The organism is Kutzneria chonburiensis, assembly GCF_028622115.1.
GTDB classification, from domain to species: Bacteria; Actinomycetota; Actinomycetes; order Mycobacteriales; family Pseudonocardiaceae; genus Kutzneria; species Kutzneria chonburiensis.
This window is the reverse complement of record NZ_CP097263.1, coordinates 9,829,430-9,856,376: the sequence shown is the minus strand read 5'-3', so window position 1 is coordinate 9,856,376 and position 26,947 is coordinate 9,829,430. Positions and strand designations below refer to the sequence as shown.

The following is a 26,947-nucleotide window of genomic DNA, read 5'->3' as shown; positions in this document are numbered from 1 at the left end:
CTGGGCAACTCCTACCCGGCCAGCGCGACAACCCTCTCGTGCAGCCTACCCAGATAGTCCTCGGACTCGGGCTTCATCAGCACACTGCGCAGCACCCGGGCGCCGTCGACATCGGCCACGGCGGCGATGCCCCGCTGGCCGAACGCGGCGGCACCGGCCCGCAGCGTGCTGAGGAAGACCGGATCATCCCGGTCGGACATGCCTTCCCGCATCATCCGTTCGGACGCGGCGTCGATCGCCGACAAGGTCGACTCGGCCGGGAAGTAGGTGACGATGTCGAGCTCGGGCCGCTGATACGGGACGAGTCGATCGGACTGGTCGATCAGCTCGTGCCACCGAACGGCGGCACGGCGGCCGGCGGCGAGCACGGCACCGAGGCCGTCGGCCTTGAGCGGCAACAACTTGAGCGTCAGCCACAGCGCCGCGGCAGCCGCGCCCGGCCGGGAGCATTCGAGGCTGATCTCACCGAGGTGCAGCTCGTCGGAGGTGAAGTAGGTGTACGGGGAGTCGTGCACGTAGAAGCGACCGACAGCTGGATCGGCGAAAAGCACCGCGCCGCAACCATAAGGCTGGAGACCGTGTTTGTGTGGATCGACCACAATGGAGTCACAACGGCGAATCGCCTGCCACGGCGCGGGATCGATGCCCTCGGTGCCGGCGATCAGGCTGAAGAAACCACCGTACGCGGCGTCGACATGGATCCGGAAGTCGTGGCGTTCTCGCAGCGCCACGACCTCGTGCACGGGATCGACGACACCGAGGCCGGTGGTGCCGGCGGTGACGACGACCGTGCCGACCTTTCCGCTGCGCAGCAGTGATTCCAGCGCGTCCAGGTCCATCTTGCCGGCGCCGTCGACAGGCACGGCGTGGCCCTCGACGCCGATCAGCTTACACATCCGTGAATGCGTGTAGTGACTGTCCACACTGTACGCGATGCCGAGTCGCGGATGGATTTCTCTTGCCACGTAGAGGGCTTCGAGGTTGGCGATGGTGCCGCTGGAGGTCAGGTGCCCCAGGTGTTCGCCGTAGCCGAACATCTCGGCCAGCTGGCGGACGACCTCGCGCTCCATCTTGGCCGTGGCAGGACCGCCGTCAAGGGCGTGGTTGTTGGGGTTGATCAGCATGGCCGCGGCGTAGCCGGCGATGGCCACCGGGTGCGGCGGCTTGAGCATCTGGCCGGCGTAGCGGGGATGGAAGAACGGGTAGTTGTCGCGCAGCCGGTCGGCCAGCTCGTCGAGCGCCGCCGAGACCTCACTGTCCTTGAGCGCCAACGATTCGTGCCGCGAGTACGGGCCGAACTCGGCCGCCCAGGTCTCATGGTTGGCCAGCACGCGGTCCAGCCAGGGGCGCAACTGCTCAGATGTGGTAGGCATACTCGCGGAACTCCCAATCGGTCACCCACTGCTCGAACCGGGCGACCTCGGCCCGCTTGAGCACGCTGAACGAGCTCACGAAGTCCTTGCCCAGCACGGCTTGCAGCGCCGAATCGTCGTCGAACGCGTCCAACGCGGCCGGTAGGGACATGGGCAGCACGGCGGTGCGGTCGGCGTTGTAGCCGTAACCCTCAAGCGGCGCAGGTGGTTCGAGCCCCTCCTCGATACCGAGCCGCATCGCCGCCAGCACGCCCGCGTGAACCAGGTACGGGTTCGCCGACGCATCCGGCAGCCGGACCTCGACCCGCGTGCCGGCACCACGCTCGGGCGGCACGCGGACCATCGCGCTGCGGTTGTCCAGTCCCCAGTCGATCAGCCAGGGTGCGAGCGTGTCGGGGCCGAAACGCTTGTAGGAGTTGATGGTCGGGTTGGTCAGCGCAGTCAGCGCGGGCGCGTGCCGGAGCACACCAGCCAGGGCGTGCCGCAGCAGCGGGCTCATGCCGTAGTCGGCCGACTCGTCAGCGCCAATGTTCTCGCCGGCTTCGTCCACAAAGGACACGTGTACGTGGAAGCCAGAAGCCCCGTGGTCATTGAACGGCTTGGCCATGAACGTGGCGAGCTTGCCCTCACGGCGAGCCAGGTCCTTGACCGCGGCCTTGAACCGGAAGGCGCGGTCGGCCGAGTCGAGCGCCTCGGAGTGCGCGAGGTTGATCTCGAACTGGCCCGGGCAGTATTCGTGGTTGCCGCCGAGCACGCCCAGCCCGAGGTCGCGGAGGTGCCGAATGGTCCGGATGAGGTGCAGGTCGGGGTCGCCGCGGGTGCCGCTGACGTAGACGTTGCCCGGTTCCGGGGAGTACGGCGCGAAACCGGCACCGTCCGGCACGCACAGGTAGTACTCCAACTCGGGGCCGACCAGCGGGCGCAGACCCGACTCGGCGAGGCCGGCGACAACGCGGCCGAGCACCGCCCGGGGCGACTCGCCGCCGTCACGCTGATCGCCGATGCAGGTCGCCACGCCCGGTTCCCACGGCACCACCGCGAGCGTGTCCAGATCGGGGATGATCTCCACGTCCGGCAGGCCCGCGTCCAGGCCGCCCGGCACCGCGACCGTGTCGCCGCGCGGGCTGGTGTGGTAGACGGCCCGGCAGAACGCCACGCCCCGTTCGACGGCGGCGGGGAGTTGTTCGACGAGCAGTTCCTTGGAGCGCTCGGTGCCCATCAGGTCGGGGAAGGCGACGCGGACCACGTCGACTCCCCTGGCGGTCAGTTCGGCCACCACGCGGTCGGCCTGCGCTGCCATCCTCCCCACCCTCCGTCGTTTGATTCCGAACCATAGCGCCGTGACAAGCCCGCAACAAGAGCGATATCGTACGTACCCAAACGAACATCGGGGAGGCGGCACATGACGGGCTTTCTGCATCCGCGCACACCCACCGGGCGGGCGTCCGTGACGGCTCCGCCGCCGTGGCACTACGCCGGCGATCTGATCACCATCGAGTACCGCACCGATCCGGCGCGAATCGCCGCCCTGCTGCCCGCGCCCCTGATGCCGGCCGCCGACGACCCCGGCGCCGTCGCCCTGATCTGGGCCGACTGGCAGGCGTGCACCGACGGCGGCGCCGAGCTGCTCGACCCCGTGCGCTCGCAGTACCGGGAATGCTTTGTCGTCGTGCGCTGCCAGTTCGCCGGCCGGACCTACTCGCGCTGCGTGTTCATCTGGGTGGACAAGGACTTCTCCCTCGCCCGCGGGCTGCACCAGGGCTATCCCAAGAAGTTCGGCTCCATCCACCAGACCCGGCCCCATCCTTACGGTCCCGCGCCCCGCATCGAGGCCGGCGCCCGCTTCGGCGCCACCCTCGCCGCCGGCGACCGGCGACTGGCCGAGGCCGTCATCGAGCTGACGGAACCCAGTCCACACAACGGTTTCGTCAACGCGCACCCGATGGCCCACCACCGCACCCAGCCCAGCATCGAGCTCGGCAAGCCGGACAGTTACACGGAGCTCGTCGAGTCGGGCGCCGCGTCCTTCGACGGCGGCCGGCCCTGGGCCGCGCGGGCCGACCTCCGGCTGTTCGAGTCGCCCACCGAGGAACTGGCCGACCTGACCGTGGACGAGTACATCGGGGCCTACTACCGGCAGGTCGGCGTGACGTGGAACGGCGGGAAGGTGCTGGCCTGAGCGGTCAGGGGAACGCCAGCCACGTGGTCTTGAGGTCGGTGAACTTGTCCAAGGCGTGCACGGACTTGTCACGGCCGTGGCCGGAGAGCTTGGTGCCGCCGAAGGGAACGGTGAGGTCGCCTTCCTCGTAGCAGTTGACCCACACGGTGCCGGCCTTCACAGAGCGGGCGATTTCATGGGCGGTGCGGAGGTCGCTGGTCCAGACGCCGGCGGCGAGGCCATAGGCGGTGTCGCCGGCCAAGGACAGGGCCTCGGCGACGGAAGAGAAGGTCAGCACGGAGAGAACGGGGCCGAAGACCTCGTCCTGGGCGATGGGCATGGCGGGGTCGACGCGGTCGAGGACGGTGGGCTCCAAGAAGTAACCGCCGGTGTCGGACAGGCAAGGGCGGCCGCCGGTGAGCAAGCGGGCGCCGCCGGACACCGCACGACTGATGTGAGCGAGCACGGACGTGAGATGGGGAGCGCTGACGAGAGGGCCCATGCGAGTGTCCGGATCCAAGGGATCGCCGGGAAAGTACGCGGCGGCACGGGAAACGACCCGGGCCACGAAGTCGTCGGCGATGTCGCGGTGCACCAGCAACCTGGACGCGGCAGTACACATCTCGCCGGAGTTGAAGAAAATGCCCCAAGCGGCCATGTCGGCGGCGGCGTCGAGGTCGTAGGCATCGGGGAAGACGATGTTGGGCGACTTGCCGCCGAGCTCCAGCCACACCCGCTTGAGGTTGGAATCGGCCGAGTAGCGAAGGAATTCCCGGCCGACGGCGGTGGAACCGGTGAAGGTGAGGACATCGACGCCGGGATGCAGCCCGAGGGCGCGACCGGTGATGGGCCCGGGACCGTTCACGACGGTCAACACGTCCTCGGGCAACCCCGCGTTGCTGGCCAGCGAGGCCAGCAGAACGGCCGATAGTGGCGACTGCTCGGCCGGCTTCAAGACGACCGTGCAGCCGCTGATCAAAGCGGGCGCGAGCTTCCACGCGGCCATGGTCAACGGGAAGTTCCACGGCACGACGGCCGCGACCACGCCGGCCGGCTCCCGCGTGACCAGGGCCAACGCCGAAGCCGAGCTCTGGGTGACCTCGCCCGAGACCTTGTCGGCCAGCTCGGCGTACCAGCGGAAGGTCTTGGCCACCGCGGGCACCTCGATGCCGAGCGAGTCATGCAGCGGTTTGCCCATCTCCAACGAAATGGTCCGCGCCAACTCCAACGCCGAACCCTCGACGAGATCGGCCAGCCGGAACAACACGGACGCCCGCTCCCGAGGCGACATGCGCGGCCACGGCCCCGCGTCGAAGGCCGCCCGGGCGGCCCGCACGGCCCGGTCGACATCGTCAGGACCGGCCTCGTCGACGGATACGATGACCTTGCCGTCACGGGGTGAAAGCACCTGCACGGCGACCTCCGAACGTCTTGACCGACCTGACCGAGCCACGTACGTTTGGATGCAAACGATACTACGGGAGAGGCCATGGTCGACCACTGGATCGGGGGCAGGCGGGTCACCTCGACGGTCCGCTTCGACGACATCTCCCCCATCGACGGCAGCGTGCTGGCCCACGTCTCCCGGGCCTGCCCCGACGAGGTCGACCTGGCCGTCGACGCGGCCGAAGAGGCATTCACGCACTGGCGGCGCACCACCCGCGAACGGCGCGCCGAGTACCTGCACAAGATCGCCGACGGCGTGGAGAAGCGCATCGACGAGCTCGCCGCGACCGAGACGGCCGACAACGGCGCGCTGCTGCGGTCGCACCTGCGCGGCGTGATGCCCCGAGTGGTGCACAACTTCCGCTTCTTCGCCGACTGGCTGGTCGACGAGGTCAGCCATCCGGACTTCGACACCCGCGGCCACACCAACCAGGTCAGTTGGGACCCGGCCGGCGTGTGCGCGCTGATCACGCCATGGAACGCCCCGCTGATGCTGGCCAGCTGGAAGATCGCGCCGGCGCTGGCCGCCGGCAACACCGTGGTGCTCAAGCCGGCCGAGTGGTCGCCACTAACGGCGTCGTTGCTTGCGGACATCACCGCCGAGGCGGAGCTGCCGCCGGGCGTGTTCAACGTGGTCAACGGCTACGGCGTGGAAACCGGCCAGCACCTGGTCAACCACCCGAAGCTGCGCCGGATCAGCTTCACCGGCTCGGTTCCGACCGGCCGTGCCATCGCCAAGGCGGCCGCGGCCAACCTGGTGCCGGCCTCGCTCGAGCTCGGCGGCAAGTCGCCGTTGATCGTGTTCGCCGACGCCGATCTGGACTTGGCGGTTCAGTTGGCCGTCGAGCAGTACGACAACGCCGGGCAGGTGTGCCTGGCCGGCGTCCGGCTGCTGGTCGAGGAGTCGGTCGCCGCCGAGTTCATGGCCGGCTTCCTGACCAGGGCGGACGCCCTCAAGCAGGGCGATCCGCGTGACGCGGCCACCGACATCGGCCCGCTGGTGCATCGCCGCCAGTTCGAGCGGGTGGACACGTTCGTGCAGCGGGCCAAGGCCGACGGGGCGCGCGTGCTGCTCGGCGGCGGCCCCAACGCCGAGCTGGGCGGCCTGTACTACCGTCCCACTCTGCTCACGGATGTCCCGCCGGGCAGCGAAATCCTCACCGAGGAGGTGTTCGGCCCGGTGCTGACGGTCCAGACCTTCCGCCGCGAGGAGGAAGCCGTCACGATGGCCAACGACACCCGCTTCGGCCTGGCGGCGACCCTGGTCACCGGCGACCGTGAGCGCGCGCGGCGGGTCACCGGGCAGCTCGTCGCCGGCACGGTGTGGGTGAACTGCTTCTTCGTACGGGACCTGCGGGCCCCGTTCGGCGGCAGCCGCGAGTCCGGCGTCGGCCGCGAGGGCGGCAACTGGAGCTTCGATTTCTATTGCGACATCAAGAACACGGTCTCGGCGGAACAGGGTGGCGGCATGGGTGAGATCGTCGGCGCGGGTCTGCTCTCCCACGTGCCGACGATCATGCTGCCCGCGGCCGAACGCCGGGAGCTCAACGGCGGCCGGGACTTCACGCTGGTGGCCGGCCTGGAACGGCTCAGGGCCGAAGTGTTCCAGCAGCTGGACTACGACACGGTCGTGGTGCTGGACTCGCACTGGGCCACCACCGTGGAGTTCGTTGTCACGGCACACAACCGGCGGGCCGGGCTGTTCACGTCGGAGGAGCTGCCGCGCGGCATGTGCCGCATCCCGTACGACTTCGAGGGCGATCCGGAGCTGGCCCGGGCGATCGCCGCGCACGGCGAGAAGCAGGGCACGTGGATCACCCCGATCGACGACCAGTACCTGCCGATCTACTACGCCACCGTGAATCTGTGGCGGTATCTGGGGATCGAGGGCAAGCGCTGGGTGTCGATCGGCGTCTGCCAGACCGCCGACCTGGAGGACAACCTGCGGCTCGGCCGGGCGCTGGCCGCCGGCATCGCCGACAGTGAACGAAAGGTGCTGTTGGTGGCGTCCGGCGCACTCAGCCACACCTTCTGGCCGCTGCGCGAGCTGCGCCAGCACGAGGCCGGCGGCATCGAGCACATCCGCACGCCCGAAGCGGCGCAGGCCGACCTGCAACGCATCGACTGGTTCCGCCGAGGCGATCACGCACGGGTGCTCGACACCATGCCGGAGTTCGCGAAGTTCAAGCCGGAGGCGGGTTTCGGCCACTACCTGATGATGGCCGGCGCGCTCGGCGAGCGGGCCTGGCGGGCGCCGGGACGGCTGTTCAGCGAGTACGAGAACGCGGTCGGTACCGGACAGGTGCACATCTGGTTCGACCGCCCGGCCGAGGGATGGACGTGACGGAATACCGCAGGATCCTGCTGGACGGCGCCGTGGTCGAGGTTGTCCGCGATGGCGACCAGCTGCGCGCGGCCGACGGCCGCGCAGTTGAACTGGAGAGCGCAGTTCATCTGCCGCCGGTCGAGCCGTCGAAGATCATCGCGGTGCACCTGAACCACCGCAGCCGGGTCGACGAGTTCCAGGCCACGCTCCCGCCGGCCCCGACCTACTTCCACAAGCCCACCTCGTCCCTGAACGCGCACAACGGCGCGGTCGTGCGGCCAGAGGGCTGCAAGTGGCTGAACTACGAGGGCGAGGTCGCCATCGTGATCGGCCGAACCTGCCGCAACATCGCGCCGGCCGACGCGAAGGACCACATCCGCGGCTACACCATCGCCAACGACTACGGCCTGCACGACTTCCGCGACACCGACGCCGGCTCCATGCTGCGGGTGAAGGGCTCGGACACGTTGTGCCCCTTGGGTCCCGGCCTCGTGACCGACTGGGACTTCCACGGCCGCACGCTGATCACCCGGGTCAACGGCGAGGTCCGCCAGCACGGCAGCACCGACGAGATGCAGTGGGACATGCACTACCTCGTCGCCGACATCGCCCGGACGATCACGTTGTATCCCGGCGACGTCCTCCTGTCGGGCACTCCGGCCAACTCCCGCCCTGTGCAGCCCGGCGACGTCGTCGAGGTGGAGGTGGACGGACTCGGCGTGCTGCGCAACCACATCGTCAACGGACCGACGGCGGTCCGCACGGATGTGGGCGCGCAGCCCACCGAGTCCGAAGAGGTCCGCTCGACCGCGCTGGGCGGCGACTGGGAGTTCCGCGGCATCCGCCCACCCCGGCGCTAGCTCAGGCGTCCCCGGCGGCGAGCTTGGGCAGCGGGCTGGCCTGGACCTGCTCGCGCACCTCGGCCTGCCGGCCGGCCGAGGTCTGCTCGAAGTGGTTGAGCATGTGCCGCAGCACCCGGGTCAGCTCGGCGATCCGCCGCGGCGACAGCCCCTCGAGGCTGTACACCTCCTCGGCGTTGAAGCGCGGGAACAGCTCGCACATCAGCGCCTTGCCGCGATCGGTCAGCGACAGCACGCTCAGCCGCCGATCATCGGCCGGTGTCGTGCGATTGAGCAGTCCCCGGTTGGACAGGGTCCGCGCGACGCCGGTGAGCGTGCCCTTGGAGATGCCGCTCTCCTCGGCCACATGGCGGGTCTCGATGTCACCCCAGATCCACACCACCCACAGCACCACGAAACCGGTCCACGAGAGGTCGACGTCCCGCAGCACGGACTGCTCGAAGTGGTTGCGCACCACCAGGGCCGTCCGGTGCAGGTTGGACAGCGCCATCATCGACTCGACGTCGATCGGCAGGCCGTTGAGACGCTCGCCGACGGCCTTCTCGGTCTCGCGCAGCGTGTAGTAGCCGGTCACGGCGGCCAGCGTAGCCCGCGCCGGGGCAGGATGGATCAGCCGGCGAGCTGCTGGATCCGGGCCACGACCGCGGCCGGGCTGGGCTGCTCGGCCATCTCGTCGCGCACCTCGGCGGCGGCCTTGGCGAAACTCGGGTCGTCCAGGACCTGGGCCAGCGCCGCGCCGACCTCCTCGGGCTCGTTCACGGTGACGCCGACGCCGCGCTTGGCCATGGCGCCGGCGTTGAGCGGCTGGTCGGCGAACTTGGGCAGCGCCACCTGCGGCACGCCGTAGGCCAGCGGCGTCATGACCGTGGCCGATCCGCCGTGGTGCACGATCGCGGCACACGTGGGCATCAGGGCGTTGAGCGGCATCCAGCCAAGCGGCCGCACGTTCGACGGCAGCTCCCCCAGCTCCGAGAGGTCGATGTCGCCCGCTGCCAACAGAATCTCGACGTCCATTGTGGACAACGAGGCCAGCATCCCACGCAACGCGCCAATTCCGCCGAGTGCCGGCAGGACGCTGCCGATGGTCACGCAGACGCGGGGCCGGGTCGGCGGCAGCGTCACCCAGCCCGGGATCACACGCGACTCGTTGTATGCGACATACCGCATGAGGAATTGTGTATCGGTGGCGACGCCGCCCATGCTCGGCGGCCGCACGTCGACAGTGGCCATCGGGATGACCGGGGCATCCGGCAGGCCGAGCCGCTCACGGGTCAGCTCCAGGTAGTCGGCGATGTCCTGGCGTGCGCCGACCGCGTGCTCGTCCAGGCCGGCCCAGCCCAGCCGGATGCCCTGCTCGACCAGCGGCACGCCCAGCGCGCCGGCGATCAGCCGACCGGCCCCCTGTTCCAGCGTGCTGACCACGACGTCCGGCCGGAACGCCCGGGCCACCGGCAGCATGCCGTCGATCATCTGCTCGCCGAACCAGCCGAAACCGCCCCGATCCGGCTGCCGACCGCCGCCCTTGAGCATCCCGGCGACGGCGGCCATGAACTCCGCCCACAGGTCGCGGTCCGGCAGCGGATCCACCACCGGCAGGCCGGCGCCGGCCGCCGCGCGGGCCCCGTCCCCGTTGTTGAGCAGCAGCACCTCATGCCCGGCGGCCCGAAAAGCCCAGGCCAGCGGCACCGTCGGCAGGAAAAGCCCGGATCCGGGCACGGCCGTGCAGACAACCCTCATCGCCTACTCCCCCTTGATCGTCTTGAGCAGCGCTCAATTGAGCGCTGCTCAAGCTAGTGCCGCTAGACTGATCTCGTCAAGAGGAGGGCGCGGATGCCGCTACGACGGGACCAGGTGGTCGAGGCCGCGCTGGAGCTGCTGGACGAGGTGGGGCTGGACGCCTTCACCACGCGTGCGCTGACCGACCGGCTCGGCGTGCAGCGGGGCGCCCTGTACTGGCACGTCAAGAGCAAGCAGGAGCTGTTGGCCGCGGTCACCGAGCTGGTGGTGGCGCCGGTGTTCGCCGACACCGGCGACGACAGTGGCGACTGGGCCGACGACCTGGTGGAATTCGCCCACCGGCTGCGGGCCGCCATGCTGGCCCACCGCGACGGCGCCCGGCTCGTCGCCGCCAACGTGACCATGAGCAGGTCCGGGGTCGAGCTGCTGGAGAACGCCCTGGCCCGGTACATCCGCCAGGGCATTCCGCTGCCGGTGGCGGCGCGCTGGGGCGACATCATGGCCAGCTACGTAACGGGCTACGTGTTACAGGAGCAGAGCAGCCCCGCACCGGTGCCGGTCGACGTCAGCAGGGCCGCGCCGGAGATGCGGGACTTCTTCACCGACGGGCATCCCAGCAGCGCCGAGACCTTCGCCGCCTCGGTGAGGACGATCGTGCTCGGCATGCGCGCCGAAGCCGAGACGCTGACCCCCGCGAGTCCCGCTTAGCGTCAGGGCGAAAGCACGAATCAGTTTCACGCGTTCGGTGTGACTGTGGGCGGGACTCACGGGGGGTTGAATGGGTGGGGTGTGGGTCGGGGTGTTGGGGGAGCTCGAAGTCCGTGGCGCGGACGGCGAGCTGGTGGAGGTCGGCGGGGCGATGCTCCGCACGCTGCTGGTGCGGCTGGCCGTGGACGCGGGGCGGATCGTCACGACGGACCGGCTGATCGCCGACCTGTGGCCGGAGTCGGCGCCGGCCGAGCCGGGGGCGGCGTTGCAGTCGCTGGTGGCCCGGCTGCGGCGGGCGATCGGGCGGGCGGCGATCGATTCGCAGCCCACCGGCTATCGGCTGAACGCCGAGGTCGACACGCGGCAGTTCGAGCAGGCTCTGGTCGAGGGCCGGCCGCGTGAGGCGCTGGAGTTGTGGCGGGGCAGCCCACTCGCCGACGTCGGCGACGCGGAGTTCGCCCGTGCCCCGATCGCCCGGCTGGAGGAGCTGCGGGCGACGGCGATCGAGGCGCAGATCGATGCCGACATCGCCGCGCAGCAGGACGTGATCGCCGAGGTCGAGGAGTTGGCGGCGGCACAACCGTTGCGCGAGGGCTTGCAGGCGCGGTTGATGCGGGCCCTGACAGCGAAGGGTCGGCAGGCCGACGCGCTCTCGGTGTACGACCGCGTACGCACACTGCTGGCCGATCAGCTCGGCGTGGATCCGGGGCCGGAGCTCCAGGAGGCGCATCGCCAGGCGTTGCGTACGACGTCGGCTCGGTCGAACCTGCCAGCCCGGATGACCAGTTTTGTCGGCCGTGACCTGGAGTTGCAGCAGGTGACGCGGGCGTTGGCCGGCGCGCGGCTGGTGACCTTGACCGGTACCGGCGGCGCGGGCAAGACGCGGCTGGCAGTCGAGGCGGCGGAGCGACTGCTGACCGATTTCCCCGACGGTGTCTGGCTTGTCGATCTCACGTCCACTGTGGACATTGTGGCTGCGACGCGGGAGGCGCTGCGCACGGCCGACCATCCGCGCGACTACCTGGCTCCCCGGAATTCCCTGCTGGTGTTGGACAATTGCGAGCACGTGATCGACGCCGCGGCCGACTTCGCCGCCGATCTGCTGGCGCGGTGCCCACGTCTGACGATCTTGGCCACGAGCCGTGAGCCGCTGAACATCACCGGCGAGACGCTGTGCCCGTTGGTCCCGTTGGACGACAGCCACGCCGTGGTTCTGTTCACCGACCGAGCTCGGGCGGTAAGCCCCGAATTCCGCCCTTCTGACTCCATTGTGGACATTTGCAAGGCGTTGGACGGATTGCCACTGGCAATCGAGCTGGCCGCGGCCCGACTGCGGTCGCTGACGCCGTCACAGCTCGTTTCGCGGCTCGGTGACCGTATCGGCCTGCTGAACAAGGGAACTCGGGCCGCTCCGCAGCGACATCGCACACTCCGGGCCGTGATCGACTGGAGCTGGGACCTCCTCGACGTCGACGAGCGCACCCTGTTGAGTCGGCTGTCGGTGTTCGCCGGCGGGGCAACGCTGGCGGCGATCGAGGAAGTGACCGAGGGCACTCTTGACCAGGTTGCGTCCCTTGTGGACAAATCGCTGGTGGTTGTTTCTGATGATCGATACCGGCTACTGGAGACGATCCGCGAGTACGCAGCGTCCAAATTGGATGGTGATGACACTCGACGGCGGCATGCTTTGTACTACACGGAGTTGGTCGAGCGGACCGAGCCATTGCTGCGCGGCCCCGAGCAGGTTGGGTGGCTGGCGCGACTGACCGCCGAACGGGCCAACCTCGATCTGGCGATGTCGCCGCGTATGTTCACCGCTCGGCTCTGGCTGTGGCTTTTGCTGGCCCAGTTGCAGGATCCCTTGCGCTGGGCCGAAACCTTCGACACCGACGAGGCCCGTCTGCTCCGCGCGCCAACCGAGGAGCTGCTCGACCGGCTCGCGCTCGAGGACAGGCCCGCGACGTTGGCGCTCGTCGTCCTCGGTAGCGGCGCGAATTCCACCAGGCTCGGCAGTATCGCCGCTCGGCTCAGCGGTTCCGACGACCCGTGGCGGCGAGCCGCCGGCGAGCTCCTGCACGGCTATGTCGCGTCCGAGATCAGCGACGGTCGCGTGGCCCAGGCCGAGCGGCATTTCGCCCAGGCCGCAACGGCTTTCCGCGATCTCGGTGATCAGATCGGCCTCACCTATGCCTTGACGTTCCTGTCCATCGCTCAGGCCAGCCGCGGCGCCAACGATGCCGCCCTCGCCGCCGTCAGCGAGGCCTTGTCCATCGGCGCGCACGTGCCGACGCTTTTGCATGTCCAGTCCGCGCAGCTCCAGGCCCGCACCGGCGACGTCGCCGGTGCGCGGCAGGTACTCGAACGGGCCGAGCGCAGCACCCCCGCCGACGATCCCGTTTCCTTGTCCCGGATTCGCAACGCCCTCGCCGAACTCGCCCGTCTCGACGGGCAGCTGTCCCAGGCCCTCTCTTGGCACCGCTTGGCGTTGGCCCTCGACTCCCCCACCGCCCCCATGCAGTTTTTGGCCATGCTGCGGATGAACTACGCCCTCACCCTCACCGCCCTCGGCCACCGCGACGACGCCGGCCGCCAGCACTGCCTCGCCGTCGAGTTGGTCATGCAGACCAGGGACGCCCCCGCCCGCGCCGTGATCTTGGAGGCCCAGGCCGCGTGGTTCGAGGAGGGCGGGGAGCGGGAACAGGCCGCCACACTCCGGGCCCGAGCCGCCGAACTGCGCGGCTGATTTGAGCAGCCCCCGAATCCAGCCTAGACCGCGAAGCTGGGAACGGGAGTCGGCGCGATCTTGGCCGAGCTTGGCCGACCGGGGTTGCCAGGTTGATCTGGTTCGATGGGGTTCGGGGGCTGCCTTGTGGCGGCGGGGTGCTGAGCAGCCCCCGAATCGAGCCTAGTCCTTGACGCTGGGAACCGGTTTTTTTGCGATCTTGGTGGAGCTTGGCCGATCGGGGTTGCCAGGTTGATCTGGTTGGATGGGTTCGGGGGCGGCTCAAAACGGGGGCTGCCAACGGCTGAGGTACTGGGGGACGTCGGAGGCCTCGGTGGTGATGAGGCCGATGTAGCCGTCGGGGCGGACGACGACGAAGGCGTCGGAGAGGTCGTAGGCGGGGGCGTCGGTGACGGGGATGGCGCCGGGGTAGGAGACGCCGAAAGTCAGGACGGTGAACTGGGGGCCGCGGAGGGCGTCGTGGATGCGGAGCGGGCCGGCGAAGCCGTCGGGGGCACGGTCGCCGGCGCGGAGGGAGCCGGGAGAGACGCGGGTGTCGACGGAGAGCTTGGAATCCCGGTAGTGGAGTCCCAGCTGACGGAGAACGGGGTCGGAACGGTCCATGGCGGCGGCCCGGCCGAGACCACGGTTGAAGAGCTGCTGACTGATGCCGAGGACGTCGGCGGCGATGGGCAAGCGCTCGGCCTCGTAGGAGTCGAGGAGCTCCGAGGAGCCGGAAGCGAGCTTCCAACCGAGGTTGTAAGCGTCCTGCACACCGGTGTTGAGGCCCTGACCGCCGGCGGGGGTGTGGACGTGGGCGGCGTCGCCGGCGAGAAAGACGCGGCCGATGCGGTAGCGGTCGACCATGCGAACGTTTGCCCGCCACTGGCTGGACCAGCCGACATCGGTGAGGGTGAAGCCGCTCACCGACTTCACCAGGCCGGCCAGGTCGTCGCAGTCGAAACGGGGCGTGGTGAGCTGGAAGGTGTCGGTGCCGGCCATGGGGCACAACGCCAACACGGGCCCCTCGGCGTTGCTCCAGATGTGCCAATGGTCGCGGTCCAGCCCGGAGACACGGACATCGGCGATCTGGAGGCGATGCTGCTCCAAGGTTTCACCGGCGAACGACACGCCGGTGGCCTTGCGGACGGCGCTGCGGCCGCCGTCGGCGCCGACGAGGTAGCGGGCGCGAACGGGCTGCCCGTCCAACACAGCAGTGACGCCGGAAGGGTCCTGGGTGAAGCCCTGGAACTCGATCCCGGACTCGACGCGGCCGCCGAGCTCCTCGAGGCGAGCACGGAGGATGGCGGCGGTGCGCCACTGCGGCAGCATCAACGGGTTCGGGTACGGGACGTCGGGCCGAGCGGAGACGGTAGGGGCCATGTCGCGCTCCCAAGCGACCTGCCCGTCCTGATAGCCCCGCATGGGCGGATAAGGACCGCCGTGCTCCTGCGCAGCGTCGATCACGCCGAGGTCGGCGAACACCTCGAGCGTCCGCGGCTGGATGCCCTTGCCGCGAGAGCCGGCGAACTCGGTGTCACGGTCGACGATGCGGTGCGCCACGCCCCGCCGGGCAAGGTCGACGGCCAGGGTGAGTCCGGTCGGACCGGCTCCGATGATGAGAATCTCGGTGTCCATGGCCGACACCGTGCCGAGACCCGCTGTCAGACCACCGACAGAACGCTGTCAGTGCGTGCGCCTGCCGGTGTCGACGAGGAAATCGTCGAACAGGTTGGGCAGGTAGGCCACCAACAGCCCCACGGCGGAGAAGGCCCCGCCGACCGGGTTGAGCCGGGACAGCGCCCACGCGAAGGCGCAGCCGCGATATGCCGGCACGGGTGTGCTGACATCGGTGAACCAGCTCAGGAACGGCATCCGCAGCTCGCGGATGCGCGAATTGACCAACGGCCCGCCCAACGCCAGCAGCGCGGTCGGCTCGTTGCGCATGGCCCAGCGGTACACCTGGGAGAACTGGAAGAACCGCCACTCGGCGGCGGTCGGCGGCACGCCGATGGCGCGGGCCAGGGCCACTCCGTGCTCGGTGGCGGCCTGCTCGGCCCGGCTCCAGGCGGCGTCGTGCACGCTGCGCCGGTCCAGCTCGCCGTCACTGAGCCGACGTAAGTACGTAGCCCATTCGGTCGAACCGGGATTGCCGAACGTGTCCTCGGACAGGCCGAGCGCGATGGCCGTTCCGCGCTCGAGACCCTCCAGAATGGACGCGTCCACAATGGACATCCAACTGCCCGGCCGGGCCAGGTCGTTGTCGCGAAAGAATTCGAGCACACCTTCGATGTTCCGCCATCGACATGGGTCGATGTCCAGCCGGCTGACGTACTCCGACTGCACGTCACGGAGAAAGTCAAGGCGGTCGGCCACATGCAGGTGGTCGAGCTCGGCCACGGTGCGACCGAGCGGCCGCTCCGCGACGCGATGGGCGCGCGGAACAGCGACCGGCGCGACAGGCGCGACGGTGTCTGCGGTCACACTTCGGGCGTACACGAACGGCTCCCCGGTGGCACGAACAAGACAACGTCCGAAAATCGTATCCGCCCCGAATGGGTGCACCTGTCGTCACATTGGGCGAACCACTGCGGCCGACCAGCGGATCTTGGAAAAAGGCCAGGTCACCGGATCTGTCTAGTGTGGTCGGTCACGTAACGATGTGGAAAAGTCCTTGCCTGCCACAAGAAGATCACCACGTACAGTGGTCTTCGATCGACGGAGCGCACCGATCACCGGCCGCCGGGCTCGACTCCACAATGGACCGAGCGCGCGTTCCCGTTGTGTAGAAGAAGATCACGTTGCGGCGGCGGGCTTCAGCCAGCCCCCGCCGTACGGGCTAAGCCAATCGGCGTCATCGCTGGAACCGATAGACGGCGGCGCCACGGGAGTTCTCGGCCCGCCGCGCGTACCGGTGCAGGAACGCGTCGATGGACGCGCGGGTGCGGGTGAGCGCCGCGGCCGACTCGGCCAGCACCGCCGCCCCGTTGGCGGTCAGGTGGTACATCCGCCGCGCCGGTCCCGGTGTGGCAGTGGTCCAGCTGGAACAGACCAGCCCGGCCCGTTCCAGGTTGCGCAGCGCCCGATAGATACCGCTGGCGTCGTTGTCCACGCCGCACAGCAGTCGCAGCCGCTCGATGAGCTCGTAGCCGTGGTCCGGCCGCTCGTCGAGCAACAGCAGCAGGCACGGTTGGACGAAGTTGCGCGGTTCCCCGTCGCGCATCAGGCGTCCCCTCCTGCTGAATTCATGACGGCCTCCACGTCGAATTCTCGCCCGTGACCCCGACCAAGGATAAAACCGAATGGCGGCGGCGGACAGGGACACCGCCGCGTCCAATCGGGTACCGCACGAGCCCCGTTCACCGGGAAAATGAAGGATGCAGCCGCCGAAAGGTAGAGTGTGCTCTGGTCCGACCGGAACAACCGGAACCCATTTGGCCTGATAACCTGCGGCCCGCGCCGACGGCACCGGTACGGTTCAACGATGACCGCGATGTCCCCGGCGCGGCTGGCGGAAACGTTCGCCCGCATCGCCGATACGCTCGTCGACGACCTGGACCATGTCGAGTTCGCTCGATTTCTGGCCGCCCGCACGCGGGAAACGCTGCTCGTGCCCGCGGTGGGCGCGGTTCTCGTCGATCATCGCGGACAACCCCACATCGGACACTCCGCACCCGATCGGCTGGCCGCTTCACCATTGTGGCCGCTGCTGCGCGGGGACGGCCCGAGCATGGAGTGCCACCGCACCGGAACTGCGATCGTGGTGCCGGACACCGACCAGCGAAACAACCGATGGAACCGTTTTCTCGCGGAAGCGAGGACGGCCGGCTTCGGCTCGCTGACCGCGGTCCCGTTACGTGTGCGGGAAACCACGATCGGAGCCTTGACAGTGCTGCGGGCCGAGCGGGGAACGCTCTCGGATCAGGACAGCCGAATCGTCGAGGCGATGGCGCTGACCGCCGCCGCCGGTGTGCACAGACTTGGGGAGCTGACGCAGGCGCAAACGCTCGCCGCGCAGCTCCAGACCGCGTTCAGCAGCCGAATAGTGATCGAACAAGCCAAAGGCGTCCTGGCCGAACGGCACGGCAGCTCGGTGGACGGCGCATTCGGCGCTCTTCGCGAGTACGCCAGGCGGCGCAACCTGCGCCTGACCGACCTCGCGAACGCGGTGGTGGCCGGATCGGAGCAGGTGCCGCCGCTGCCGCCGGCAACGAAGTGATCTTCGTCCTGATGGGTTGCGACGTTAATTCACGGGGTGCATCGTTGACCCTGAATGGCCGAATTCACCGCGCATTGTCGCCGGCACTCGCCCATCACCCCGCTCCGGACCCTGGCGGATCACCACTTCACGTGAGAAGTCAGGGAGGTGTGCCGTGTCCGGGTGGGTGTCCGTCTCGGCCCGGCGGTCCGCGTACACCGGTGAGCCGTTGGGCCGGGCCAGCACCGCGGTGGGTGATCTGGCCGGGCACGGACTCGACTTCTGCTCGGCCGGCCAGCGCCGGTTCCGCGCCCTGCTGGCGCTGCTCGCGTGCAATTCCGACGGGGCCGAGAACCAGTTGACGCGTTGGCAACTCGACTGGTCGGTGGCCGGCCGGATCATCTACTCGCCGGAGCAACACGCTCTCGTGGTGCTGACGCCGATTCCGCACCTGCTGGCGTCGGCCGCGCTGGTGCATCCGGATCCGGTGCGGCGTCAGGGTTTGCCCGGGCTGCGGCCGTTGAACGCCCATCCCGACGGCCTGTGGTTCCGTATGCGGCACGTGCCGACGCGCACCTTGTTGCGTATCGAAGCAGTCGAATCCGAGGGCACGGTCGTGCATCCGCAAGTGCCGATCGCGTGGGAAATCGCCAGCCGCAGCTGGGAGATCCTGCCCGAAGAGGACGTGGCGCTGCGCTCGGTGCCGCCGATGCACGTGGACGCCGAGCAGCTGCTGGCCGCGGTGCTGGTCCGTTTGGGGTCGGACGAACCGGACGGCCGTTGGCACGTCGGGGCGACCTTGGCCCGGGCCCACCAGCGGGGCACCGCTTCGCCGCTACGGTCGTTGTGGGGGCGGGGCCGGCACTGGCAGCTGGTCTGCCGGGACCGGGCCACGGTGACCGGCCTGTGCTCGGCCCTGACCGGCCCGGAGATCGGCCTGGCCGGGGCGGTGCCGTTGGAACGCACAAGATCCACGGCCTTGATCGGCCACCGGGAGGCGACGCTGCGGCTGGTCGGTCCCGGATGACGGGCTGATCGGCCCGGCGGTCGTGTGCACGGCACAGCTTCCGATAAGGTCTATACCAATACCGCCAAGCTGCCGTGGCGGCAGTCGGACCATGACGCCTAGTCCAGGAGGCACCCGTGTACCTGCTGCGCCACGCCCGGCTCGTGTTGCCGGGAGGAGTGGTCGACGACGGCCGCCTCGCCGTCGACGGCGAATGGATCACCGAGCTGGGCACCGGCGCCAACGGCGGCCCGCATGCCGGCACCGAGGTCGTCGACCTCACCGGATACGTGGTGGTGCCCGGTTTCGTGGACATGCACGTCCACGGCGGCGGGGGCGGCTCGTTCGGCGAAGACCTCGAGCAGTCGCGCAAGGTCGTGGAGTTCCACCGCGCCCACGGCACCACGACGACCATCGGCAGCACCGTCACGATGGCGCTACCCGAACTGGAACGGGCCGTCGAGGCGCTGTCCGGTCTGGTGCAGGACGGCCTGCTCGCCGGCATCCACCTGGAGGGCCCGTTCATCAGCAAGGCCCGCTGCGGCGCGCACGATCCGGCGCTGCTGCGCGAACCCGACGAGCACGTCGTGGCCAAGCTGTTGGAGCGCGGGCACGGCGCCGTGAAGATGGTGACGCTGGCGACCGAGCTCAACGGCGGCCTGCGGGCCGTGCGGCAGCTGACCGACAACGGCGTCATCGCCGCCCTGGGGCACACCGATTCCAGCTACGAGCAGGCCCGCGAGGCCATCGACGCCGGCGTCACCGTGGCCACGCACCTGTTCAACGCCATGCGCGGCCTGCACCACCGCGAGCCCGGCCCGATCGCCGCGATGCTGGAGTCGGAGACGGTCGCGGTCGAGCTGGTCAACGACGGCCACCACCTGCACGACGCCGCCGTGGAGCTGGCTTTCCAGGCCGCCGGCCACTCCCGCGTCTCCCTCATCACCGACGCGATGAGCGCCGCCGGGGCCGGCGACGGCAGCTACGAGCTTGGCGCGCTGGCCGTGAACGTGGTCGACGGCGTGGCCCGGCTGGCCGACAACGGCTCCATCGCCGGCTCCACGCTGACCATGGACAGCGCTTTCCGCCGGGCCGTGCTGGTCAACCAGATCCCGCTGGAGCGGGCCTCGGTCGCCGCCTCCGGCACGCCGGCCCGGGTGCTGGGCATCGACGACCTCGTCGGCTCGCTGGACGTCGGCAAGCGGGCCGACCTCGTCGTGCTGGACGACCGGCTCACCGTGGCCGGCGTGATGTCCCGCGGCCGCTGGGTCACCGAGATCCCCGCCCCGCTGGTCAACGCCGACGCCCAGTAACTCGCTTGGAAGGGGCCTTCCTGCACTCCGAGTGGAGGAAGGCCCCTTCACGGCATCAGGGCAGGTGGCCGGGCGGGGTGGCGGCGGCCTGGGCGCGGACCCGCTTGCGCACGGCGAACCAGCCCAGCACCAGCAGCAGCACCACGCCGGGAATGCTGTAGATCATGATCCGGCCGGCCGGCACGTCCCAGTAGCTCAGGGCCAGCACCAGCACCAGGAAGCCCAGCGTCAGGTAGTTGGTGTACGGGGCCCACGGCAGCCGGTAGGCCGGCCGCTCGAGCTCGCCGCGCCGGGCCTTGCGCTGCAACGCCAGGTTGCAGACCATGATCATCGACCACATGCTCAGGATGCCCAGCGCGGAGAAGTTCAGGGCGATCTCGAACGACTCCCCCGGCACGAACAGGTTGAGCACCACGCCCAGCACGTACACGCAGGCGGTCAACAGCACTCCCCCGTACGGCACGCCGCCCCGGCTCATCACGCCGAGGAACTTCGGCGCGGAGCCGGCCGAGGACAGCGACCGCAGGATCCGGCCGGTCGAGTACAGCCCCGAGTTCACGCTGGACAGCGCCGCGGTCAGCACGACGATGTCCATGATGCCGGCGGCCCCGGGCACGCCCAGCGAGGACAGGAACGTGACGAACGGGCTGACGTCCTTGTTGTACGAGCTGGACGGCATGAGCATCACCAGCAGCAGCACCGAGCCGACGTAGAAGATCGCGATGCGCCAGCCGACCGAGTTCACCGCCTTGGGGATCACCTTGCGCGGCTCGGCGGTCTCGCCGGCGGCCACGCCGACCATCTCGATCGCCGCGTACGCGAACACCACGCCCTGAAGGATCAGCACGGCCGGCAGCAGGCCGTGCGGGAAGAAGCCGCCCTGCTCGGCGATCAGCTGCGGCCCGGTGACGTTGCCGTCCACCGGCGTGCGACTGACCAGCACCGCGATGGCGATCACCATGAACACCACCAGCGCCAGCACCTTGATCGCGGCGAACCAGAACTCCAGCTCGCCGAACAGGGTCACCGACACCATGTTCACCGCGAGCACGAGGATCAGCGCACCCAGCGCCGGGATCCACTGCGGCACGTTCGGCCAGAAGAACTGCACGTACTTGGCCGCCGCGGTGACGTCGGCGACGCCGCTGCACGCCCAGTTCAGGAAGTACATCCAGCCGACGAAGAACGCCGACCGCTCGCCGAGGAACTCCCGCGAGTACGACACGAAGGACCCGGAGCTCGGCCGGTGCATGACCAGCTCGCCCATGGCCCGCACCACGAAGAACGCGAACACGCCGGCGATCGCGTAGACGATGGCCAGCGACGGCCCCGCGGTCACCAGCCGGCCGCCGGCCCCGAGGAACAGGCCGGTGCCGATGGCCCCGCCCATGGCGATCATCTGCACCTGACGGCTCTTCAGGCCCTTGTGGTAGCCGGCGTCGCCGTCGTCCACCGTGACGGCCTGCGAGGTGTGCGACATGGGGTCCTTTCGGCCGCGGATTACCCCGTTTGTAGCAGAGTGACGAACCGGTCACGCAGGGGAACCGCCGGTCACGGGGCGAACGTGACATCTGTCCCGGGCGTTCGGACCGCCGGTGGGGCATGGTTTGCTCGTGGACGTGAGTGAGACGACGGGGGTGCGGCTGCGGGCGCCGCGGGAGCGGATCAGCCGCAAGGCGATCCCGTACTGGACCGTGCGGGCGCTGCCGGGGTGGCTGGTGCTGCTGGTCGGCGAGGTCCTGTTCAAGGTGCTGCCGGCCGACCCGCCCGGCACCTGGCTGCTGGTCGTGATCATCGTGACCGCGGTGCTGGCCGTGGTGCACCTGGCGGTGATGCCGAGCTGGCGTTACCGGGTGCACCGCTGGGAGGTCACGCCGACCGCCGTCTACACCCAGTCCGGCTGGATCGACCAGGAATGGCGGGTCGCGCCGCTGAGCCGGATCCAGACCGTCGACACCGAGCGCGGGCCGTGGGAGCAGCTGTTCGGGCTGGCCAAGGTGACCGTGACGACCGCATCGGCGGCCGGCCCGCTGCACATCCACGGCCTCGACCTCGAGGTGGCCCGCGGGCTGGTCGACGAGCTCACCGCGGCCACCGAGGCGTCCGAGGGTGACGCGACGTGAGCGAGCCTCAGCTGGAGTTCGCGGCGGCCCCGTCGCTCAACGAGCCGCCGGAGTGGTTGCGGCTCAACGGGGTGATGGTGATCGTCACCCCGCTCAAGGAGATCGTGCGGGCGGCGATCCCGCTGGTGGCGGTGTTCTTCGCCGGCGGCGGCGTGCACGGCTGGGGCCAGTGGCTGAGCCTGGCCGGCGTCGCGGCGCTGATCGCCCGCGGCGTCACGCACTGGGCCACCGCCCGCTACCGCATCACCGACGACCAGGTCGAGCTGCGCTCGGGCCTGTTCAACCGCAAGACGCGGGCGGTGCCGCGGGACCGGATCCGGACCGTGGACATCACCTCGGAGTGGCAGCACCGGCTGTTCGGGCTGAGCGCGCTGAAGATCGGCACCGGCCGTCAGGACAAGAGCAAGGACGACGAGCTCATCCTGGACGCCATCACCAAGACCGAGGCCGAGCGGCTGCGGACCGTGTTGCTCACCAAGACATCCACCGCACCGTCTGTTGTGGACAGTGTGCCGGCAGCGGAGACCGAGCTGGTGCGGGTGGACCGGCGCTGGACCTGGTACGCCCCGTTCACGCTGTCCGGCATCGCCGTGGTGGCGGCGGCGTTCGGCGCGGTCTGGCACTTCGCCAACGACCTGCACATCCGGCCGGACGACATCACGATCCTGCACGACGGCCTCGAGCTGGTCGGCACCGAGTCGCCGTGGGTGCTGATCCCGGCGGCGATCGTGGTGCTGCTGCTGGTCGCGACGATCGCCTCGGTGCTGGGCTACATCCTGTCGTACTGGAACTTCTCCGTGGCCCGCGAACCCAGCGGCACCCTGCACATCCGGCACGGCCTGCTCAACACCCGGTCCGTGTCGATCGAGGAGGCACGGCTGCGCGGCGTCGAGGTGAAGGAGACGCTGCCGCTGCGTTTCGTGCACGGCGGCCGCGCCACCGCCGTGGTCAGCGGCCTGCGCACCGGTCGTGGCGACGAGCGCGGCGGCGGCCTGCTGCTGCCGGCGGCGCCGGTGGCTGAGGCGCATCTCGTGGCGGCAAAAGTGTTGCGGGAGCCCGTGGATCCCACGACGGCTTCCCTGACTTCGCATCCGCGGGCGGCTTTGCGACGCCGGCTCACGCGGGCCGTGGTGTCGGTGCTGGCGCTGGCGTTGCTCGCGTGGATCGGCTACCAGCTGGACATCCTGCCGTTCTGGGTGTGGATCGTGTTCCTCGTGCTGACGCCGTTCTCCGCCTGGCTGGGCCATGACCGGTACCGCAGCCTCGGTCACACCCTGACCCACGGCTACCTGGTCTCCCGATCGGGCTCGCTGGTACGGGAAACCATCGCGCTGCGGTCGGACGGCGTGATCGGCTGGCGGGTGCACGCCTCGTACTTCCAGCGCCGGGCCGGATTGGTCACGCTGGTCGCGACGACCGCGGCCGGGCGGGGCGGCTACCACGTGACCGACGCCGGCACGAGCCAGGCGCTGGCCTTCGCCGACGAGGTCGTCCCCGATCTGGTGGCCCAGTTCCTCGAACCGGCCACATAGGACAAGTCCGGTGTTAGGGTCCGATCCATGTCGTGGATTCGGGGGTAGCCGCCGCCGTGGCGCTACTGACACTGGGTGGATGTGCCAACGCGATCGAGGGCCGGGCCGAGCCGATCCTCGGCTCGCAGAGCAAGGTCAAGGGCCCGCCGGACCGTGACGGCGAGGCCGTGCTCAACGCGCTGCGCATGCTGGACCCGTGCGCGCTGCTGGACGGACCGGGCATGGCCGCCGCCGGCCTGCCCGGCAACGCGCACCCGATCTCCCGCGGGCCGCACTCCTGCTCGTTCAGCGCGGACCGGATCCTGGACGCCACCGTCGACGTGCTGGTCGGCGAGAAGACCGAGTACGGCAACAAGTACCACGAGCTGCCGGTCACCATCGCCGGCGCCAAGGCCTACCTGGACGACCGGTCGCTAGGCGGGCACCAGGACTGCGACGTCGACATCCCGGTCAGCTTCGTCATGTCGGTCTCCGTCCGCTACCAGCCCGCGTACGGGTCCAATGCCAACGCCTGCAACCAGGTCAAGCTGGCCGCCGCCGGCGTGATCGCCAAGCTGGGCAACCCCGACGCGGCCACCATGCCGGCCTCGCGGCCGCTGGGCGGCTGGGACGGCTGCTCGCTGCTCACCGCGGCGCTGCCCGACCTGGACCCCAAGAAGACCACGCTGGACTTCTACTCGGCGCAGTCGCCGTACGACAGCTGCTCGGCCCGGCAGGACGACGGCAACGGCAAGTCGAGCGACCTGGGCGACGTGGAAATCAAGTACGACTCGGATCCGCTGTCCGGGGCCAACCGCACGCCCAAGCAGGTCGGCGACAAGACGGCCAACGTCTCCGACATGAGCACCTCCTGCTACGTCGAATGGGGCCTCGGTCCGTCCGGCTCGGCCGACAAGCTGTACGACACCGTCGTCGTCGAGGTGAAGCTGAAGGGCTGCGACAAGGCGACCGCGCTGGCCGTGAAGATCCAGAAGGCGTTGGCCGGCCAGGCCCCGAGCAACGCCAAGCCGCAGCGGCCGCTGCTGTACAAGCCCGACGAGCCGGACACCGCCGCCGTCGGCGCCTGCATCGACTTCTCCCAGAACGACGGCAACTGCGCGCCGTACCAGCCGTTCACGCTGCCGGCCTCGTTCGACGCCTGGTTCCCCAGCACCGACACCCAGCCGGCGATCGGCTGCGCGCTGGCCGTCGACGCGGTCAAGGAAGTCTTCGGCGACGCCTACAAACCCGTGGTGTGGGGCCAACACTGCTTCTTCGTGGAGCCGACGCACGCCATGACGATCACCATCGACCTGGCCACGGTGTACGCGCCGGCCAAGTACGGGGCCCGCGAGGACCTGTACTCCAACGTTCAGACGGTCACGGTGTCGGGCAAGCAGGCCAAGTCGTTCACCAACACCGTGCACTCGGGCAAGCCCGGTGAGGCTCCCTACAACGAGTACGACATCTATGTGTCGCCGCACAACGACATCAACCAGCCGGGCATGATCGCCGGGCTCATCCAGGCCAGTCCGCCACGCGGCAGCAACGAGGACGCGGTGGCCGACGTGACCAAGCTGCACGACCTGGACAAGGTCATGGCCAAGATCATCGCCGATCACGTGAAGTGAGGAAGGGCCCCTTACTGACGTTGAACGTCAGTAAGGGGCCCTTCCTGACGTTCAACGTCAGGTTCGATCCCTTGATCTTCAGCCCAGGTTCTGCGGCAGCTGCTGCTGGGTCTGCTGCTGCGCGGCGACCTCGTGCTGCGACTGCAGGGCCAGCGCCTGCTCCTTGGACAGCTCGCTGGCGTAGCCGCAGTACGTGCACTGGAGCTGGTAGCGGCTGTTGATCGGGAACAGCGGGACGAAGAACAGCGTGAACTTCGTGACGAACTTGCGCAGCGCGTGCGCCGCCGGGTTGTGGCAGTTGTTGCACACCAGCATCGTCATCAGCAGCTGCTGCACGGTTCTGCGGGTACCCCAGATCAGGAAGAACACGGTTTTCTCCACCCCTTGATCGGACTTTGGGCGGATATTACAGCGCCTGCCACCCGTTCGGGTCGACTCCACCGGGAATCTCGGCCGCCGCCTCGTACGGCTCCCGGCTGAAGATGAACGTGGCCAGGTCGAGATGGCTGACGGCGCCGTCGGGACGACGCACCACGTGCAGCGTCTCGCCGGCGTAGTAGCCGTCCAAACCGATCCACGTGTCCCTGCCGGTCGGCCGGAACCGCGACGCCCGACCGCCCCCGCCGGTGATCGGCGTGAGGCTGATCCAGCCGTCGTGCAGCAGCCGCAGCGCCCGCGGCGCCGGACCCCAGTACCAGGTGCCGGTCAGGGCCAGCAGCTCCGGATCGGCCTCGGGCAGCGGCGTCCACTCGACCGGGATCGGCGGCTCCATCGTGGCCAGGATGTCGATCAGGTCGGCGCACAGCGACGGCACGTCGACGCCGGTGGTCGTGTTGGTCATGGCGATCGCCGCCGTGCCGGACTCGGCGTGCGTCCACACCGTGGCCAGGAAGCCCGGCATCGAACCGGTGTGCCCGGCCAGCTTGCGGTTGCGGTTGCGGGCCAGCTGGAAGCCGAGGCCGTAGCCGCCGGTCCACTGCTCACCGTCCTCGACAACGGCCGGCTCCCGCATCTCGGCCACGGTGTCCGGGCGCAGCACGCCGCCCGTGTCACCGCCGACGAAGCGGGCCCAGCGGGCCAGGTCGGTCAGCGTCGACCACAGCTGCCCGGCCGGGGCCATCGACACGGCGTCGTGCGCCGGCTCCGGCAGCAGAACGTCGGCCCAGGGGTGCACGGCCAGGCCCTCGGCGTGCGGCTTCTCCGGCATCGGCGTGGTGCGGGTCATGCCCAGCGGCTGCAACAGCTCCGTACGCACGGCGTCCAGCCAGCTCACGCCGCGCAGGCGGGACACCAGCTCGCCGAGCGCGCCGTAACCCAGGTTGGAGTAGTGGAACCGGCGGCCCGGGCGGTGCTTGAGCTCCGCCTGGCCGACCCGCTCGGCCATCTCCGGCCACTCCACCCCCGGCGTGCGCTCCCACCACAGGCCCGGCGACTCGGCCGTGATGCCGCTGGCGTGGGCCAGCAGCTGAGCCACGGTCACGTCACCGAACGCCGTGCCCGGCACGTACTTGTCGTACGGGGCGTTCAGCTCCACCTTGCCCTCGTCGCGCAGCCGCATCACCAGCGCGGCGACGAACGTCTTGGTGATGGAGCCGATGCGGTACTGCGTGTCGGCGTCGGGCACCACGCCCGCGACACGGCCGCGGCCGCCGCTCCACACGATCTGGCCGTCCCGCACCACCGCGGCGGCCAGGGACGGCGCCCGCTTGGACGACTGCTCGGCGGCGACTCGGTGGAGCAGGGCGCGCCCGGTGGAGGGCAGCAGGGGTTCGATCGGCACGCCAGGGGTCCTTCCGTCTACAGCAGCTCAGCGGCGGAGGTGAGGCCGTTAGCCT

General features: G+C 69.6%; 22 protein-coding genes. 11 read left to right on the top strand and 11 right to left on the bottom strand.

What is annotated here, in order from left to right:
* Positions 1-11: 11 nt before the first annotated feature.
* Positions 12-1,373 (bottom strand): pyridoxal phosphate-dependent decarboxylase family protein, encoded by a 1,362-nt coding sequence (locus M3Q35_RS45865; protein WP_273938890.1) that lies wholly within the window; start codon positions 1,371-1,373, stop codon positions 12-14.
* Positions 1,357-2,673 (bottom strand): glutamine synthetase family protein, encoded by a 1,317-nt coding sequence (locus M3Q35_RS45860; RefSeq protein ID WP_273938889.1) that lies wholly within the window; start codon positions 2,671-2,673, stop codon positions 1,357-1,359. The genes M3Q35_RS45865 and M3Q35_RS45860 overlap by 17 nt, the downstream gene beginning before the upstream one ends.
* Positions 2,674-2,775: 102 nt before the next feature.
* Between M3Q35_RS45860 and M3Q35_RS45855 the strand changes: the two genes are divergently transcribed.
* Entirely contained in the window at positions 2,776-3,552 is a 777-nt protein-coding gene (locus M3Q35_RS45855; protein ID WP_273938888.1) for an acetoacetate decarboxylase family protein, read from the top strand.
* Positions 3,553-3,556: 4 nt separating this feature from the next.
* Here the strand turns inward: M3Q35_RS45855 and M3Q35_RS45850 are convergent, their stop codons facing one another.
* Positions 3,557-4,945: an aldehyde dehydrogenase family protein gene (locus M3Q35_RS45850; protein ID WP_273938887.1), complete on the bottom strand. Its 1,389-nt coding sequence runs from the start codon at positions 4,943-4,945 to the stop codon at positions 3,557-3,559.
* Positions 4,946-5,020: 75 nt separating this feature from the next.
* On the opposite strand from M3Q35_RS45850, the gene M3Q35_RS45845 reads away from it, so the two are divergent.
* Positions 5,021-7,321 carry an aldehyde dehydrogenase family protein gene (locus M3Q35_RS45845; protein WP_273938886.1) on the top strand — a complete coding sequence of 767 codons (2,301 nt, stop codon included), beginning with the start codon at positions 5,021-5,023 and terminating at the stop codon, positions 7,319-7,321.
* Positions 7,318-8,163: a fumarylacetoacetate hydrolase family protein gene (locus tag M3Q35_RS45840; RefSeq protein WP_273938885.1), complete on the top strand. Its 846-nt coding sequence runs from the start codon at positions 7,318-7,320 to the stop codon at positions 8,161-8,163. The genes M3Q35_RS45845 and M3Q35_RS45840 overlap by 4 nt, the downstream gene beginning before the upstream one ends.
* Position 8,164: 1 nt before the next feature.
* Here M3Q35_RS45840 and M3Q35_RS45835 read toward each other — a convergent pair whose 3' ends face one another.
* Together M3Q35_RS45835 and M3Q35_RS45830 are read right to left on the bottom strand one after the other, a co-directional pair.
* The gene (locus tag M3Q35_RS45835) at positions 8,165-8,737 is read right to left on the bottom strand and encodes a MarR family winged helix-turn-helix transcriptional regulator (RefSeq protein WP_273938884.1); all 573 of its coding nucleotides are present in this window, start codon (positions 8,735-8,737) and stop codon (positions 8,165-8,167) included.
* Between the two features lie 35 nt (positions 8,738-8,772).
* Positions 8,773-9,900 carry a nucleotide disphospho-sugar-binding domain-containing protein gene (locus tag M3Q35_RS45830; protein WP_273938882.1) on the bottom strand — a complete coding sequence of 376 codons (1,128 nt, stop codon included), beginning with the start codon at positions 9,898-9,900 and terminating at the stop codon, positions 8,773-8,775.
* Positions 9,901-9,993: 93 nt separating this feature from the next.
* Between M3Q35_RS45830 and M3Q35_RS45825 the strand changes: the two genes are divergently transcribed.
* Both M3Q35_RS45825 and M3Q35_RS45820 read left to right on the top strand, forming a co-directional pair.
* Positions 9,994-10,608, top strand: coding sequence for a TetR/AcrR family transcriptional regulator C-terminal domain-containing protein (locus M3Q35_RS45825; protein WP_273938881.1), 615 nt, complete (start codon positions 9,994-9,996; stop codon positions 10,606-10,608).
* A 70-nt stretch (positions 10,609-10,678) separates the two neighbouring features.
* Entirely contained in the window at positions 10,679-13,351 is a 2,673-nt protein-coding gene (locus M3Q35_RS45820) for an ATP-binding protein (RefSeq protein ID WP_273938880.1), read from the top strand.
* A 261-nt stretch (positions 13,352-13,612) separates the two neighbouring features.
* Here M3Q35_RS45820 and M3Q35_RS45815 read toward each other — a convergent pair whose 3' ends face one another.
* The 3 genes from M3Q35_RS45815 to M3Q35_RS45805 all read right to left on the bottom strand — a co-directional run bounded on the left by M3Q35_RS45815 (position 13,613) and on the right by M3Q35_RS45805 (position 16,553).
* On the bottom strand, positions 13,613-14,968 hold the full coding sequence (locus M3Q35_RS45815; RefSeq protein WP_273938879.1) for an FAD-dependent monooxygenase: 1,356 nt from the start codon (positions 14,966-14,968) through the stop codon (positions 13,613-13,615).
* Between the two features lie 48 nt (positions 14,969-15,016).
* Entirely contained in the window at positions 15,017-15,814 is a 798-nt protein-coding gene (locus M3Q35_RS45810) for a hypothetical protein (RefSeq protein ID WP_273938878.1), read from the bottom strand.
* Positions 15,815-16,184: 370 nt separating this feature from the next.
* On the bottom strand, positions 16,185-16,553 hold the full coding sequence (locus M3Q35_RS45805; protein ID WP_052394553.1) for a PadR family transcriptional regulator: 369 nt from the start codon (positions 16,551-16,553) through the stop codon (positions 16,185-16,187).
* Between the two features lie 261 nt (positions 16,554-16,814).
* Between M3Q35_RS45805 and M3Q35_RS45800 the strand changes: the two genes are divergently transcribed.
* From M3Q35_RS45800 to nagA, 3 genes are all read left to right on the top strand, one after another.
* The gene (locus tag M3Q35_RS45800) at positions 16,815-17,549 is read left to right on the top strand and encodes a GAF and ANTAR domain-containing protein (protein ID WP_273938877.1); all 735 of its coding nucleotides are present in this window, start codon (positions 16,815-16,817) and stop codon (positions 17,547-17,549) included.
* 154 nt (positions 17,550-17,703) lie between these two features.
* Positions 17,704-18,555, top strand: a complete 852-nt coding sequence (locus M3Q35_RS45795) for a hypothetical protein (RefSeq protein ID WP_273938876.1) — start codon at positions 17,704-17,706, stop codon at positions 18,553-18,555.
* 116 nt (positions 18,556-18,671) lie between these two features.
* A complete protein-coding gene (gene nagA, locus M3Q35_RS45790) occupies positions 18,672-19,847 on the top strand; it encodes an N-acetylglucosamine-6-phosphate deacetylase (protein WP_273938875.1) in 1,176 nt (391 codons plus the stop codon).
* A 55-nt stretch (positions 19,848-19,902) separates the two neighbouring features.
* Here nagA and M3Q35_RS45785 read toward each other — a convergent pair whose 3' ends face one another.
* Positions 19,903-21,327, bottom strand: coding sequence for an amino acid permease (locus tag M3Q35_RS45785; RefSeq protein WP_273938874.1), 1,425 nt, complete (start codon positions 21,325-21,327; stop codon positions 19,903-19,905).
* A 139-nt stretch (positions 21,328-21,466) separates the two neighbouring features.
* On the opposite strand from M3Q35_RS45785, the gene M3Q35_RS45780 reads away from it, so the two are divergent.
* Genes M3Q35_RS45780 through M3Q35_RS45770 form a run of 3 tightly spaced genes read left to right on the top strand, consistent with a single transcriptional unit; the run spans position 21,467 to position 25,112 of the window.
* Positions 21,467-21,970 (top strand): PH domain-containing protein, encoded by a 504-nt coding sequence (locus M3Q35_RS45780; protein ID WP_273938873.1) that lies wholly within the window; start codon positions 21,467-21,469, stop codon positions 21,968-21,970.
* Positions 21,967-23,502 (top strand): PH domain-containing protein, encoded by a 1,536-nt coding sequence (locus tag M3Q35_RS45775; protein WP_273938872.1) that lies wholly within the window; start codon positions 21,967-21,969, stop codon positions 23,500-23,502. The genes M3Q35_RS45780 and M3Q35_RS45775 overlap by 4 nt, the downstream gene beginning before the upstream one ends.
* Positions 23,503-23,534: 32 nt before the next feature.
* Entirely contained in the window at positions 23,535-25,112 is a 1,578-nt protein-coding gene (locus M3Q35_RS45770; RefSeq protein WP_273938871.1) for a DUF3558 domain-containing protein, read from the top strand.
* Between the two features lie 78 nt (positions 25,113-25,190).
* Here the strand turns inward: M3Q35_RS45770 and M3Q35_RS45765 are convergent, their stop codons facing one another.
* Together M3Q35_RS45765 and M3Q35_RS45760 are read right to left on the bottom strand one after the other, a co-directional pair.
* Positions 25,191-25,493, bottom strand: a complete 303-nt coding sequence (locus M3Q35_RS45765) for a zinc-ribbon domain-containing protein (protein ID WP_273938870.1) — start codon at positions 25,491-25,493, stop codon at positions 25,191-25,193.
* A 25-nt stretch (positions 25,494-25,518) separates the two neighbouring features.
* Positions 25,519-26,886 (bottom strand): serine hydrolase domain-containing protein, encoded by a 1,368-nt coding sequence (locus M3Q35_RS45760; RefSeq protein WP_273944722.1) that lies wholly within the window; start codon positions 26,884-26,886, stop codon positions 25,519-25,521.
* Positions 26,887-26,947: the final 61 nt, after the last annotated feature.

What these genes read in the sequence shown, in the direction of transcription:
- M3Q35_RS45865 (WP_273938890.1), bottom strand. Translation starts at nt 1,373, where the DNA reads ATGCCTACCACATCTGAGCAGTTGCGCCCCTGGCTGGACCGCGTGCTG.
- M3Q35_RS45860 (WP_273938889.1), bottom strand. Translation starts at nt 2,673, where the DNA reads ATGGCAGCGCAGGCCGACCGCGTGGTGGCCGAACTGACCGCCAGGGGA.
- M3Q35_RS45855 (WP_273938888.1), top strand. Translation starts at nt 2,776, where the DNA reads ATGACGGGCTTTCTGCATCCGCGCACACCCACCGGGCGGGCGTCCGTG.
- M3Q35_RS45845 (WP_273938886.1), top strand. Translation starts at nt 5,021, where the DNA reads ATGGTCGACCACTGGATCGGGGGCAGGCGGGTCACCTCGACGGTCCGC.
- M3Q35_RS45830 (WP_273938882.1), bottom strand. Translation starts at nt 9,900, where the DNA reads ATGAGGGTTGTCTGCACGGCCGTGCCCGGATCCGGGCTTTTCCTGCCG.
- M3Q35_RS45825 (WP_273938881.1), top strand. Translation starts at nt 9,994, where the DNA reads ATGCCGCTACGACGGGACCAGGTGGTCGAGGCCGCGCTGGAGCTGCTG.
- M3Q35_RS45820 (WP_273938880.1), top strand. Translation starts at nt 10,679, where the DNA reads ATGGGTGGGGTGTGGGTCGGGGTGTTGGGGGAGCTCGAAGTCCGTGGC.
- M3Q35_RS45815 (WP_273938879.1), bottom strand. Translation starts at nt 14,968, where the DNA reads ATGGACACCGAGATTCTCATCATCGGAGCCGGTCCGACCGGACTCACC.
- M3Q35_RS45805 (WP_052394553.1), bottom strand. Translation starts at nt 16,553, where the DNA reads ATGCGCGACGGGGAACCGCGCAACTTCGTCCAACCGTGCCTGCTGCTG.
- M3Q35_RS45800 (WP_273938877.1), top strand. Translation starts at nt 16,815, where the DNA reads ATGACCGCGATGTCCCCGGCGCGGCTGGCGGAAACGTTCGCCCGCATC.
- M3Q35_RS45785 (WP_273938874.1), bottom strand. Translation starts at nt 21,327, where the DNA reads ATGTCGCACACCTCGCAGGCCGTCACGGTGGACGACGGCGACGCCGGC.